Source organism: Streptomyces sp. NBC_00459 (genome assembly GCF_036013955.1).
Classification (GTDB): Bacteria; Actinomycetota; Actinomycetes; order Streptomycetales; family Streptomycetaceae; genus Streptomyces.
The window spans coordinates 8,701,685-8,715,247 of the sequence record NZ_CP107903.1 but is presented as its reverse complement, the minus strand read 5'-3'; the positions used below and the strand labels follow the sequence as shown (position 1 = coordinate 8,715,247).

12 protein-coding genes are annotated in these 13,563 nt (G+C 69.8%); 8 read left to right on the top strand and 4 right to left on the bottom strand.

Going from position 1 to position 13,563, the window contains the following annotated elements; translation table 11 throughout:
* Positions 1 to 252: 252 nt before the first annotated feature.
* The 6 genes from OHN74_RS38250 to OHN74_RS38225 all read left to right on the top strand — a co-directional run bounded on the left by OHN74_RS38250 (position 253) and on the right by OHN74_RS38225 (position 6,361).
* Complete coding sequence (locus OHN74_RS38250; protein WP_327699134.1) at positions 253 to 1,056, top strand: ABC transporter ATP-binding protein; 804 nt, start codon at positions 253 to 255, stop codon at positions 1,054 to 1,056.
* Positions 1,053 to 1,907, top strand: a complete 855-nt coding sequence (locus tag OHN74_RS38245) for an ABC transporter ATP-binding protein (protein ID WP_327699133.1) — start codon at positions 1,053 to 1,055, stop codon at positions 1,905 to 1,907. The genes OHN74_RS38250 and OHN74_RS38245 overlap by 4 nt, the downstream gene beginning before the upstream one ends.
* A complete protein-coding gene (locus tag OHN74_RS38240; protein WP_327699132.1) occupies positions 1,904 to 2,791 on the top strand; it encodes a branched-chain amino acid ABC transporter permease in 888 nt (295 codons plus the stop codon). Before OHN74_RS38245 ends, OHN74_RS38240 begins: the two co-directional genes overlap by 4 nt.
* Positions 2,784 to 3,950: a branched-chain amino acid ABC transporter permease gene (locus OHN74_RS38235; RefSeq protein ID WP_443060510.1), complete on the top strand. Its 1,167-nt coding sequence runs from the start codon at positions 2,784 to 2,786 to the stop codon at positions 3,948 to 3,950. Before OHN74_RS38240 ends, OHN74_RS38235 begins: the two co-directional genes overlap by 8 nt.
* A gap of 23 nt (positions 3,951 to 3,973) precedes the next feature.
* Entirely contained in the window at positions 3,974 to 5,227 is a 1,254-nt protein-coding gene (locus OHN74_RS38230) for an ABC transporter substrate-binding protein (RefSeq protein ID WP_327699131.1), read from the top strand.
* Positions 5,228 to 5,506: 279 nt separating this feature from the next.
* Entirely contained in the window at positions 5,507 to 6,361 is an 855-nt protein-coding gene (locus OHN74_RS38225; protein WP_327699130.1) for an IclR family transcriptional regulator, read from the top strand.
* Between the two features lie 47 nt (positions 6,362 to 6,408).
* Here OHN74_RS38225 and OHN74_RS38220 read toward each other — a convergent pair whose 3' ends face one another.
* Positions 6,409 to 7,017: a helix-turn-helix domain-containing protein gene (locus tag OHN74_RS38220; protein ID WP_327699129.1), complete on the bottom strand. Its 609-nt coding sequence runs from the start codon at positions 7,015 to 7,017 to the stop codon at positions 6,409 to 6,411.
* Positions 7,018 to 7,695: 678 nt separating this feature from the next.
* Between OHN74_RS38220 and OHN74_RS38215 the strand changes: the two genes are divergently transcribed.
* Positions 7,696 to 8,301, top strand: coding sequence for a DUF485 domain-containing protein (locus tag OHN74_RS38215; protein WP_327699128.1), 606 nt, complete (start codon positions 7,696 to 7,698; stop codon positions 8,299 to 8,301).
* Positions 8,298 to 9,863 carry a solute symporter family protein gene (locus tag OHN74_RS38210; RefSeq protein WP_327699127.1) on the top strand — a complete coding sequence of 522 codons (1,566 nt, stop codon included), beginning with the start codon at positions 8,298 to 8,300 and terminating at the stop codon, positions 9,861 to 9,863. The genes OHN74_RS38215 and OHN74_RS38210 overlap by 4 nt, the downstream gene beginning before the upstream one ends.
* Here the strand turns inward: OHN74_RS38210 and OHN74_RS38205 are convergent, their stop codons facing one another.
* From OHN74_RS38205 to OHN74_RS38195, 3 genes are all read right to left on the bottom strand, one after another.
* Positions 9,864 to 11,243: an aldehyde dehydrogenase family protein gene (locus tag OHN74_RS38205; protein WP_327699126.1), complete on the bottom strand. Its 1,380-nt coding sequence runs from the start codon at positions 11,241 to 11,243 to the stop codon at positions 9,864 to 9,866.
* Complete coding sequence (locus tag OHN74_RS38200) at positions 11,243 to 12,340, bottom strand: phenazine antibiotic biosynthesis protein (RefSeq protein ID WP_327699125.1); 1,098 nt, start codon at positions 12,338 to 12,340, stop codon at positions 11,243 to 11,245. Before OHN74_RS38200 ends, OHN74_RS38205 begins: the two co-directional genes overlap by 1 nt.
* Positions 12,341 to 12,509: 169 nt before the next feature.
* Positions 12,510 to 13,391: a thioesterase II family protein gene (locus OHN74_RS38195; RefSeq protein ID WP_327699124.1), complete on the bottom strand. Its 882-nt coding sequence runs from the start codon at positions 13,389 to 13,391 to the stop codon at positions 12,510 to 12,512.
* Positions 13,392 to 13,563: the final 172 nt, after the last annotated feature.

The following is a 13,563-nucleotide window of genomic DNA, read 5'->3' as shown; positions in this document are numbered from 1 at the left end:
CCCCATGTCCGAGACCACTGGTGACGCCGCACCGGCCGACGTCACCATCCTCACAGAGGCGGGCGCCCTCGTCCTGGATCCGGCTCCGGGATCTCGACGCACCCCCACGTCATACGCGGTATCCGTCTCCGGTCAGGCCGGGGAGCCCGCCTCCTTCAGGGAAGTCCACGATGCCACCACCTTCCACGCCACCTTCCACACCCCGGTCGCCCGCAGACCGTTCTCACCGGTCCGGCGGGGGGTGACCCCGTCGTGCTCGAAGTCAGTCGACTGGCTGTGCACTACGGCAAGGCGCAGATCGCCCTGCAAGATGTCACCCTGACGGTCCCGGACGGCGCCGCCGTCGCGGTGCTCGGCGCCAACGGCGCGGGCAAGTCCACGCTGATGCGAGCCCTGTCCGGAACGCTCGGGCACCATCGCGGCACCGTCGACGCGGGCACCATCACCTACGACGGCCGGTCGCTGCGCGGACTGGACGCCGTCGGCATCGTGGCCGCCGGGGTGGTCCAGGTACCCGAAGGCCGCAGGATCTTCACCACCCTCACGGTGGAGGAGAACCTGCGGGCCGGCGCCGCACTGGTGCGGGACCGGCCCGCTCGGACCCGCACACGGGACGAGGTGTACGAGCTCTTCCCGGTACTCGCGGAGCGCAGGGAGCAGCGCGCCGGTCTGCTCTCCGGCGGCGAGCAGCAGATGCTCGCCATCGGGCGGGCACTGATGTCCCGCCCGTCCCTGCTGCTGCTGGACGAACCGTCGTTGGGCCTCGCACCCAGGATCGTGGGGCGCATCGGCGAGATCGTCCAGGAGATCAACCGGCAGGGCACCGCGGTGCTCCTGGTCGAGCAGAACGCGTCCATGGCTCTCTCCGTCGCCGACACGGCGTACGTCTTCGAGGTCGGCCGGGTACGTCTGTCCGGCCCCAGCGCCCGGCTGCGGGAGTCCGACGAGATCCGGCGGCTCTACCTGGGCGGCGATGCCGGGCAGGACCAGCACGGGCCGGATCTGCACGGGTCGGCGAAACCCGGTGGGCGCGCGCTGGCCAGGTGGTCCGCATGAGCGTGGACACGATTCTCCGGGTCGACGGCGTCACGGTCCGTTTCGGCGGGGTCACGGCGCTCGACGCGGTCTCGTTCGAGGTCGCCAAGGGCAGCGTGCACGCCGTCATCGGCCCCAACGGGGCGGGCAAGTCCTCCTGCTTCAACGTCCTGTCCGGGGTCTACCGCCCGGTCGCCGGTTCCGTCCGGTACACGGGAAACGAACTCGTGGGCCTGGCCCCGCACCGCATCGCCGCCCTGGGCATGGCCCGGGCCTTCCAGAACCTGGCCCTGGCCGGAGGCCAGAGTGTCGCGGAGAACCTGATGGTCGCCCGGCACCACCTCACCCGCGCCGGGTTCGTGGCCACCGGGCTGCGGCTGCGCTCCGCCCGGAACGAGGAGCGACGGCATCGAGAGCGCGTGCGTGAGATCGCCGAGTTCTTCGACCTGGGCGACCGGTGGGACGTACCCGTCGGCCTGCTGTCGTACGGCGAGCGCAAGCGCGTCGAGCTGGCCAGGGCGCTGGCGGCCGAGCCCGAACTGCTCCTGCTGGACGAACCGGTCGCCGGGATGAACCACCACGAGTCCTGGGCGATGGCTCGTCAGATCCGCCGCGCGCGGGACGAACTCGGTGTCACGGTGCTCCTCATCGAGCACGACATGCCGATGGTCATGTCCCTGGCCGACCGGGTCACCGTCCTGGACTTCGGCCGCCGCATCGCGGACGGCGCACCGGCCGAGGTGAGCGCCGACCCGGAGGTGATCCGCGCCTATCTCGGATCCGACGTACCGACGGCCGACGAACCGACGGCCGGTGAATCGGGGGTCGCCGGTGCGGCGACCGACGGAACAACGACTGCGGAGCACGTATGACACGCCTACTGGAACTTCTCGCCGTCGGGCTGTCGCTGGGCATGCTCTACGCACTCATCGCCATGGGGTTCGTGATCATCTACAAGGGCACCCGGGTCGTGAACTTCGCCCAGGGCTCGCTGCTGGCGCTCGGCGCGTACGCGGTGGCGCGCATCGCCCCCTCGGCGGGCTTCTGGGCCGCGGCGGCGGCCGGGATCGCCATCACCGTCGCCGGATCCCTGCTGATCAGGTTTCTGCTCTCCCGGGCCCGCGGCCACGACCACATGGCGCTGGCGATAGCCACGATCGGTGTCGACGTCGTGCTGACCACCGAACTCACCCGGCGCATCGGCCCCGACGTCCTGTCCATGCTCGACCCGTGGGGCGCCGACACCGTGCAACTCGGGGGCGTCACCGTCCCCCAGGCCCGCATCGCCGCCATGGCGGTCGCGGTCGCGGTCCTCGGTCTGCTGCTGGCGCTGTTCCGGTACACCGGGTGGGGCGTCGCCATGCGGGCTGCGTCGGCCGACGCCGAGGCCGCGTCACTCATGGGAATCCGGCTCGGCCGGGTCGCGACGGTCTCCTGGATGATCGGCGGGGCGCTTGCCGCGGGCGCGGGTGTCTTCATGTCCACGTTCCCGTCCGCCGGCCTGGACAGCCATTCGAGCACCATCGCCCTCGCCGCGATACCCGCGATCGTCCTCGGCGGCCTCGACTCCACACACGGCGCGATCATCGGCGGCATCGCCGTCGGCATGGCCAGGACCCTCACCGCCGGGTACGGCTCGGAACTCGGCTTCCTCGGTGCCGGCTTCGGCGATGTCATGCCCTACGTCCTCATGGTGGCGGTGCTCATGTGGCGGCCGTCCGGGCTCTTCGGCACCAGGGAGTTCATCCGTGTCTGACCGTACGAACCTCGTCAGCCGGGCCCTTCCCGTGGCCGGCCTGCTCCTGGCGCTGATGGTGCCCTTCTACCTGAGCGGGTTCTGGCTGCTGCTCGGAGTCATGGTCATGGCCGCCGCGATCGGCGCCATCGGCCTCAACCTGCTCGTCGGCACGGCCGGCCAGCTCTCCCTCGCGCACGCCTTCTTCCTGGCCGTGGGCGCCTACGCCTATTGCTGGTTCGCCGGAGCACCGGGGCCCGGAGGCGGCGGTATCACCCTCACCGGGCTCGAACTGCCGCCGTTGCTCGCGGCCGTTCTGGCGGTGGCCACGGCGGGAGCGGCGGGACTGCTGTTCAGCCCGGTCGCCGGCCGCGTCCGCGGCCTGTACCTGGGGCTCGCGTCGCTCGCCCTGGTGTTCCTCGGTCAGCACCTGCTGTTCAACCTGTCCTCGGTGACCGGCGGGTTCAACGGACGCAACGTGCCCGAACTCTCCGTCCTCGGCTTCGAGCTGACCGGCAGGGACCCGGAACTGACGCTTCTGGGCGTCCCGTTCGGAGACCGGGAACGCCAGTGGTACGTGGCCCTGGTGTGCGTCGTCGTCGCCTACGTCTTCGCCCGACGGGTACTCGCGGGCCGTCCTGGCCGTGCCCTGGTCCTCATGCGCGAGAACGAGACCGCCGCCGGTGTCGTCGGCGTACCGGTGAGCCGCTACAAGGCCTCCGCCTTCGTCCTGTCGTCGATGTACGCCGGTCTGGCGGGCGTACTGCTGGCCCAGGCGTTCCAACGGGTGGTGCCCGAGTACTTCGGGCTCGTCCTCTCCGTCGAGTACCTGGCCATGATCGTGATCGGCGGGCTCGGCTCCGTCACCGGTGCCGTCCTCGGTGCCGCCTTCGTCACCGGGCTGCCCAGTCTGCTCAGCCACTACAGCGGACTGTTCACCTTCCTCGCCGAGCCCGGAACGTCCGGAGTGGACCCGGCGGTGGCCGCCCGCCTCGTCTTCGGCGTCGCGATCGTCGCGGTGATCCTCCTGGAACAGGGGGGCCTCGTCGCCCTGGGCAGACGCCTGCGTCCCGCCGCCCGGCCCCGGGTGGACGCCGCCGGCTCAGGGGATCCCGGCCCCCCTGATCCCGTCGGCCAACCCGCGCTTCCCCCACAGGACATGACCACAGCCTCTTCCTGACCAACCTCCGAAAGGAACTCCGCATGCTCGTCAACTCGGTCACCAGACTGGGTACGGCCGCCGCCGCGCTCTCACTCGTCGCTGTCGGCTGCAGCAGCAAGGCCACCGAGACCGCCGGCTCCTCCTCCGGCACCAAGACGGGGCCGGGCGTCACCGCCGACACCATCACGCTGGGCGCGCTCACCGACCTGTCCGGGGTCTTCGGCGCTCAGGGAAAGATCATCGTGCAGGGCAACCAGCTCTACATCGACAAGATCAACGCCGCGGGCGGCATCTGCGACCGCAAGATCGAACTCGTCGTCAAGGACCACGGGACGGACGTGCAGAAGGCCGTGAGCCTCTACGCCGAGACGGAACCGGAGGTCCTCGGGTATGTGCAGATGCTCGGATCGCCCATCACCAGCGCCCTGGACACCGACATCACGGATGCCAGGACGCTGACCGTGGCCACGGCATGGTCCTCCACCCTGCTGAAGAACCCCGACATGATCGTGATGGGCAACACCTACGACGTCGAGACCGTCAACGGGGTCGACCACCTGGTGCAGGAGAAGGACCTGAAGTCGGGAGACGTCCTGGGCCACATCTACTTCGAAGGGGACTACGGCAACTCCGCGCTGCAGGGCAGCACCTACGCGGCCGAGAAGCTGGGCCTGAAGCTGGAGGGGATCCAGGTCAAGGCCACCGACACCGATCTCACCGCGCAGGTGACGACCCTCAAGTCCCGTGGCGCGAAGGCCATCGTGCTCAGTGTCGGTCCCCGCCAGACCGCGTCGGTGGCGGGCGTGGCCGCCTCCCTCGGATACGACGTGCCCCTGCTGGCCAACACGCCCGCTTTCGACCCGTCCCTGCTCTCCACCTCCGCCAAGTCGGCCCTGGAGAAGAACCTGTCCGTGATGACCTCCATAGCCCCGTTCAGCTCGACGGACGAGGGACCGCGGGAGGTCGCCGCCGCCCTTCCCGAGAAGTTCCCCGACACCCAGCCCAACAGCTTCGTCAACCTGGGCTACGCCAGTGCCCTGGTCTACGCCAAGGTCCTGGACAAGGCGTGTGAGAACCGGGACCTGACCCGCGAAGGCGTCAACACCGCGTTCCGGCAGCTGAAGAACGTCGACACGGGTGGTCTGACGTCGGCCCTCGACTTCTCCGCCACCGGCCGTCAGCCGTCCCGCCAGACGTATGTCACGAAGGTCGACAGCTCCGTGCCCGGTGGGCTCGCCCTCCAGGGGCCGGCGGCGGAGAGCGGTACGGCCGAGGGCTACACGTCCGCGGGCTGAGCCGCCGGGCACGGACCTGCTCGGCACCTGTCCATGACCCTGACACCACTGCCCGTACACACTCTGCGGGCGCGCCCCAAAGGTGAGGCGTCCTCGGGCCGCGAGCCGGAGCACGGCGAACGCGGGCCGGGGACGTGTCCCGTGGTGATCGGCCGCGGCGGGTCCGCTGCTGCCGATACTGGGACGGTACAAGGCGTTTACAATCCCATTACGGTCTCCTATGTTGGACGCGCGTCCACTTAATTGGCCGCTCTCGGTTCTCCCCACCGGAGTCTGCCCATGCGCGTCACCGCCATTCCCTCCGAGCATGCCGCCCCCTCATGCCCCTCCGGGCCGCCCCCCGCCCCCGAGCAGCAGACAGCCGTCGACAAGGCGCTGGTCCTCCTGAAATCGCTCGCCGAGCACGACCGGGAGGTCGGCGTGAGCGAACTCGCCCGGCGTGCCTGTCTCACCAAGTCGACGGCCTTCCGCCTGCTGGGCATCCTGCAACGCAACCAGCTCGTCGAGCGGGTCGGCAGCAACTACCGGCTGGGCGGCCAGCTCTTCGACATCGGTAACCGCGTCTACGGGCCGACGCCGCCGCTGCTCCAGGAATGGCTGCTGCCCCACCTCGCCGACCTGTACGAACTGACACACGAGACGGTTCATCTGGCCGTGCTGCACGGCACGGAGATCGTGTACATCAACAAGATCCACGGTCACCGCGCGGCCCGCTCACCCTCCCGGATCGGCGCCCGGCTGCCCGCCTACTGCACGGCTGTCGGCAAGGCCCTGCTGGCCTTCGACCACGACGCCGCCGAGGCGGCCATCGAGGCGGGACTGCCCGTCCTCACCGAGTACACCTTCACTGACGCCGACCGCTTCCGGGGCGAGCTGCGGCGCATCCGCCAGGACGGCATCGCCTACGACCGTCAGGAGGCCGCCCTCGGCCTGACCTGCGTCGCCGTACCGGTCATGGGTCCCCTCGGCCGTCCCGTCGCCGCACTCTCCGTGGCCGGCGCCGACCACCGGTTCGCCCCCTCGCACTACGCCGACGCCCTGCGTCGCGTGGCCTACGAAGCGGCCCGCGCGGTCGTCGCGGCCAAGGCGCGCGGCACGTTACCGTCCGGACGGGGCGGCCAGCCCATGGCCTGACCCGGTGGGAGTCGTGCCCATCCCTGGTCGTGCGCGCGGGACGGCGCTCACGCCCGTTTGTTTCCATGGGTGTGTGCGACGGTCATGCCGCCGGTGCCGGGCTGCACGCGCGGCACACTCACCACGATGTGGAACAGACTCTCCTCGTCCAGCGACTCGTACACATGCGGCCGGTCGCCCGGATACCGTACGAAGTCGCCGGCCGTCAGCTCCACCGGGGTGTCGGCGGGCCCCACCCGAACCCGGCCCCGGATCACGTACAAGTGTTCCAGCGTGCCCACGGGGTGAGGCTCCGACGGTTCTTCCATCCCCCGTGAACGGGTGACACGGACCAGATAGTTTTCGATGACACCGGAGCCGTACACATGGTCCAGTGAGCGGGACTCGTAGCCATCGTGCCGCTCCCAGACAACGTCGTCGTCCCGCTGCACAGTCATTACCTGTTCCCGCTCGGCCACCAGCCGCGTCACGGGCACGCCGAGCGCGCCCGCAATGGAGAACAGCGTGTCGACCGTGGGATTTCCCGTGCCCAACTCCAGTTTCGACAATGTCTGCTTGGCCAGGCCGGCCTGACGGGCGAGTTCGGCCAGCGACAGCCCTCGCTGCTCCCTGAGGAGACGCACATTGCGCGCCACCATGCTGTTTCCCGACGACATGGCTCCCACTGTAGTTGAGAGGGAAACGACCCGTACCTCGGAGGGGAATCCCGCCCCGAGCGACGGACGGTGGAGTCCGGATCACGCTCTGTTCCCGGCGAGCCGGTGTTATTCACGGTGCGGCACTGTATTCGGATAATCGCTCCCCGTAACCGGGGAATGACTCCGGAGGATACGGCCGTCCCGCGTTCGCCTTCCGGAATCTCAAGAAGATGCCGGAGAAGTCCGGTCGGCTCCACCTGACAACGGCCTTTTCGTCCGGCGGCCCTTTCCCGAGTCAGGAAGCGGACGGCGGCCGGAGATCGGGATCCCTCCCCATCCACACCCAGAAATCCGCGCGGCGCATTGCTCTGAGGGATACACCTGAGCACAGCTCTCGGCCGAAGGGAACCCCAAGGGTCCTCGACTTCCCGAGGCCGTCCGGAGCAACTCCCCTTGCTTCGCGGGGCTTTCGGCGTGCCGCACAACGGCACGACCGCTGCACCCACAGTGGTGACAGAGCGTTTGATGGTGGCGCACACACCGCCACGGCTCCTTCCGTGATGCGGACTGCCCGGTGCGGGCCACCGCAGCAGCCGAGTCGTCGGCCGGCAGACGGGAGCTGAATCACGCGGCAGTTCAGGGACAGCAACGCCATGACCCCGTACGCAGTGGACTCCCCTACGCAGAGAGCCGCCCATGTATGCCGAGAACAGACCTCCCCAGCAGGACCCGCTCGCGGTCGTCGTCCTGTACCTGAGCCGACTCGACCACAGAAGCCTGTACTCCGACGAGCAGTTGCTCCGGGCGATGAACGACTGTTACGCGTCGTTCGGAGGCCAGGACGACCTCAGCCTCCGGTACGCGCAATTGCTGAACTCAAGGGACACCGAGGCCCACACCCTCCGCGAACGGCGGGCGTGGGCCTCACGCGTCGCCGCGGACCTGGCCAGGCGCCATCCGGGCATCCACTCGGCGCCCGTCGCCCCGGGGGCGACGTCCAGGGACGCCCATGCAGTGACGGGTGCCGCACGGCGGGCGCGTGGCACCCGTCGCCGTGCCGTTCTCGCGGGCGTCCCGGTCGTCGCGCTGTACGTACTGATCATCGTCTCGGCAAACGCGGGCAGGGACTTCATGGCCCTGTCGGTGGCAGGCCCGCTGAATGCGGGTCTCAGCCTCGGGCTGCTCCAACTCGTCGCCGTCGCGGCCTGTGTCCTGTGGTACGGGCGGTATGCCGAGACCTCGCTCGACACTCTCCCCGAGAGCTCGGGGGCGTCCGTCGAGGAGCGGGGGCAGCGACCATGACACCAGATCGCGTCACCGCATATCTGCCGGTCTTCGCCGGCTTCCTCGTCTGCGTGCTGTTCCTGGCGGTGTGGGCCGCCCCGCAGCGAGGGACCCTTTCGGAGTTCTACGTCAGCGACGGCCGTCTGACGCCCGCCCACAACGGTCTGGCCCTCTTCGGAGACGTCATGTCCGCGGCCGCTCTGCTGGGCAGCCCCGGCCTGATCGCCCTTACCGGTTTTGACGGCACGCTCTCCGTTCTGGGACCGGCCGTCTCCTGGATCGTCGTCCTCCTGCTGGTCGTGGAGCGGTACCACGGCAAGGGACAGTTCACCATCGGCGACCGTCTGGCCCGTCGGCTGCGCCCGCGTGCGGTGCATCTGGCGGCGGGCATCGCCACGCTTCTCGTCTGCCTGGTCTACCTGACCGCGCAGCTTGTCGGCGCGAGCGCACTCACGGTGGGAATACTGGGCCCGTCCGGCCGTGACATGGAACAGGGCATGACAGTCGTCCTCGGCGCATTCATGATCCTCTACATCGTCATGGGAGGTATGGGAGCGGCCACGCTCATTCAGACGCTCAAGGCGGTCCTGCTGCTGGTCGGCGGCGCCGCCCTGGCACTGGCGGTTCTGTCCAGGTTCGACTGGGACCCGGGCGCGCTCCTGAACACCGCGGCCGGCAACAGCGGTCACGGCGAACGCTTCCTGCAGCCGGGGCTACGTTTCGGCGACGGCGGAACGACGATGCTGGACTCCGCCAGCGAGCAACTGGCCCTGCTGGTCGGAGCCGCCGGACTGCCCCATCTCCTGATGCGGATCAACACCGTGCCGTCCCGGCGCGACGCGCGCCGATCGGTCCAGTACGCGGCCCTGATGACCTGCGCGTTCTACGTGGCCGCCGGTGTGCTCGGCTTCGGGGCGGCGGCACTGGTCGGCACGGACGCCATCGTGGCGGACCACCCTTCCGGGAACACAGCGGTGCTTCTCCTCGCGGCGGAACTCGGGGGTTCGTTCCTGCTCAGCCTCATCGCCTGCCTGGCGTTCGCCACCGTGCTGGCCGTCGTGGCCGGCATCGCTCTCGCCGCAGCGATCTCCTTGGCCCACGACATCTACGGCGCGGTCATCACCCGGGACACCGCATCCGCCCAACGCGAGCTGTTCGTGACACGGGTGGCGGCCGTGGCGGTCGGGACGGGAGCCACCGTGCTGGCATTGATCGCACGGAACCTCAATGTCTCCTTCCTCATCGGCCTGGCCTTCGCCGTGGCCGCCTCCGCGATCGTGCCCGCCCTGCTGTACAGCATGTTCTGGAGGGGCTTCACCACCCGGGGCGCGCTGTGGAGCATCTACGGGGGCCTGGCCACCGCCGTGTCGCTGGTGGGCCTGTCGCCCGGGGTGTCCGGAAACGCCAGGGCCTTGCTGCCCGGCCTGGACTTCTCGGTGTTCCCGCTCCACAACCCGGCCATCGTCTCGGTTCCGGTCGGATTCCTGCTCGGCTGGCTCGGATCGGCACCCTTCCGCGAGGCCGACTGGAAGGCCCCCTTGGCGGACCGCGTCACGACGGGTGTTCCCCCGCGCGGATGATCAGCGGACGCAGGCCTTCGTGCGCATCAGGAACGATTCGAGGTAGTCGTCGTGCGGGACGCCGGGGGCGAGCCAGTGCGTCGGGTGGTCACCGAGGTAGAGGTTGGCGATGCCGGGCTCGTTGACGAGCCGGTCCACCAGCGTCTCGTCGTCGGTGACGGCGGTGAGCACCACGGTGTCCTTGAGCGGCCCGACCCCGGCCTCCGGGCTCCACGGCGCCACCCACACACAGGGGAAGGGCAACTCGACGCCGGTCTGCGGGGCATCGGGACGGGATACCTGGTGCACGGCGGGACGGAGTACCGCCGTGCCGTCCCCGAGGTCGTCGACGATCCCGTCGCCGCCCAGCCACGGGGTGGTTCCGGCGGCCGTGGCCAGCAGGTGTCGCTCGATCCGGCGGGCACTGTCGAGCGGTTGCACGGGCAGCACCGCCTTGGGGTCCTGCGGCGGCAGGCTGGGCAGTACGGAGAGCCGCTCGGCGAGCGCCCGTGCCAGCGGGGCCGGGTCTCCCTCGACGAACACGGCGGTGGTGTTGACGCACGCGGCCCCGCCGTGCGCACTGACCGAGGAGACGACGGTGTCCAGATGGGACGTCCAGTCGGCGTCCTTGGTGATGAGGAACTTCGACCGCCCCGGACCCTGCGGCAGCACCGTCGCCATCGAGGAGTACTTGCGGACCACCTCGTCGTCGCCGTACACCATCGCCAGGTCCGCGCCCCGTACGACCTCGTCGGCCGTGGCGTGGTCGGTCGGCAGCAGGGCGACCTGGTCGGCGCCGAAGCCGGCGTCGCGCAGAGCAGTGATCCACCGGTGCGGGCTGAACGGTTCGCGGCTCGACGGCCGCACCGCCACCCGGTAGCCGAGAACGAGCGACTGCAGCCACAGGGTGTGGGCGCTCGGTGTGTTGCCAGGCGCGTGGACGGCGAACACCTCACCGCGACGGACCCACACGCCACTGCCGTTCCGGGTGCGCGGGTGGCGCCAGTCGTTGACCGCCCCGGCGGGACGGGCCTGCTGGGAGCTGAGGTACGCGCGTTCCGTGTACCGCAGGGTGTGCTCGATGGCCTTCTCCGTCGTGACCCAGGGCAGGCCCGAGACCCGGCACACGGCGTGCTGGTAGTCCTCGGCGGACAGTCCGCCGACGGTTCCGGTGGCGAAGGCCCGGCCGGCCCTGGCGACGGCGTCCAGGCGCTGTTCGAGCGTCAGCGGGTCGGCCTTGCGCAGCGCCGACATCGTCCTGGCGACGAACAGCGGGGGAACCAGGCTCAGTTCGGCGAACGGCTCCCCACGGATGTCGTTGACGGTCTGGATGTTCCTCGACCGGTACGCGCCGCCGGGGCCCAGTGCGTCGAGCCGGACGATGTCGCTCGTGCCGCTCACTAATAGACTCCCTCGATCACGGCTTCGCCGTCGAAGACCTGGACCGGAGTCACATCCGCCAGGGAATCGCCCACCTGTCCCGGCAGCCCCGGTACACGGGTGGCCTCGTCGCGGTCGAGGTTGTTGGGCAGCAGGAAGCTCCGGCTGACGTGGCTGACGACCACCTGGCCACGGGCGCCGTGGTCGACCTGCTTCCGGCTGTCCGGGGCGACGACCCGGAAGGTGATGTACGGCGACGGCGGGTCGAAGACGAGTTCACCGGCGTCCTCGGTGACCCGCTGGCTGCAGCTGTGCATCATCATCGTGCTGCCGAAGAAGCCGATGAGCGCGAGGCCGGGAAAGACCTCACTCCCGAGCAGGTCACGGGTGCTGGCGTCCATGTGTGTGCCGACCCAGATGATCGCCTTGACCTTCTTCCGCACCAGATCGGTCAACTCGTCGTCAGCGGCGAGGCGTTCGAGCACCGGCGGCGTGATGGCGAGCAGGCCCACATCCTGACTGCGTAACAGGTACCGGGCCTGCCCGAGCAGATGGTCGGCGTAGGCGCGGGCGTCCTCGGCGCGGCCGGAGGAGACGAGTCGCTTGGCCCAGCGCGGGTCCATGTCTATCGAGAACCCGTGGCCGCCACGGTCCCTCGCGAGCTGGGGATACGCGTAGCCGGCCATGTGCGGCCCGCTGGGGAGCAGCGTCAGCCAGTTCACGCCCCTCGGCACACCGTGCGCGTCCAGGCTCCTGCTGATCCATTCCTGTGACCTGACGAACCAGTCCCGCAGGACAACCACTCGCTTGGGCCGGCCGGTGGTGCCGCCGCTCTCGAAGAACCCGCAGACGTCCGGGTTCTCGCCGTACCCGCGTGGAACGAGGTCCTCGGCGCGTACGTCGCGCAGTTCGTCGCACACGTTCGGGAACAGCGCGAGATCATCGACCGTCTTCACGTCGGTCAGCGGGTCGAAGTCGAGTGTCCTCGCCCGAGCCAGCCAGAACGGGGACCCGGTCCCGGGGGCGAAGTGCCATCGCATCGCCGCCCTGATGAACTCGCCCGGGTCAGGGCTGTCCCCGATCGGCGTGTCGAGAACGGTGTCGAGGTCGTCGACCATGTTGCCTCCGGTGTCTCGCTGCTCCTGCGGGCGACGCTCGGTGCCGTCATTCCAGTGCGGAGGGGGCGTTTCGGGAAGGGCGTGTGCCAGTGGGCGGCACGGCTGCACGTCACAGCTTCGGCGACGGCGACTCCCGGGGCTCACCGGACGCCGACGCGTACGCGGTCGATCAGGGAGCCGGTCGCAGTGCCGTCCGCAGGACGCGGTCCACGGACTGCCGGTTGTCCGGTGCGAGCAGGGCGAAGTGGCCTCCGTCCAGCAGCTCGACCCGGCATTCACCGGTGGTGTGTTCGGCCCAGGCCGGCAGGAGGTCTGCAGGGACCAGACGGTCGGAGCGACCGCCGAGGACGTACACCGGTACGGTGACGCGGACCGAGGCGAGGTCCGCGGCCTCCCGGCTGAGCCGCAGGTCCGCGTCCAGCACGTCGAGAAGGCGCTGCCGCATCCGGTGGTCCCTCAGTACCTGGTCGGAGGTCCCTTCCCCCGCGTTGACCACCTGGAGCAGTTCCTCCGCCGTGCGCGCCTCCCGGGTGCGCACGGCGCCCCCGGGGATCTGCCCGCTGACCACCAGCGCCCGGCAGCCCTCGTCCAGCAGCTGTGCGATCCGGGCGGCGAGCAGAGCGCCGAGGCTGTGTCCGACGATCACTGTGGGCAGCGGCGCCAGGTCGAGGATCTCGGTGCGGAAGCTGTCCAGCACGTCACCGAGTGTGCAGCCGATCGGCTCGTCGTAGCGGCGCTCGCGTCCGGGCAGGCAGAGCCCGAGGACCTCGACGTCACCGGGTACCGAGGTGAGCGCGGCACGCAGTGAGCCGGGGCCGGCACCGGCGTGGGGAAGCACCAGCAGCCTGGCTCGGGCCGTCCGAGCCAGCCGATGACCGAGTGGGGACCACCAGAGGTGCCTGGTACGGGATGCGGTGGACAGGAGGATCCCTCCTTGGGGCAACTCCGGTGACCTCCCCGGGTCTCCTCCGGGATCTCTCAGTCCAAGAGTGCTCTTGCCAGCCAGCGCTCGCCCTCTGTTGTGCCGCTCTGCGGCACGGCGGGGTGACATTCAAGTGTTCCAGGTCATCTCCTGGTTCGGCTCGGCAAGCCGGTCAGCCGTGGCTCCCCCCACGGCCCGGCGTCTTCGCCGCCCCCTACCCCCTGTTCGGCTCCCCCCCATCGATCCGCACAGAAGCGGCGACCGGCCTGGTCGCGGTTTCCCGAGGAACGGCGAGTCCACT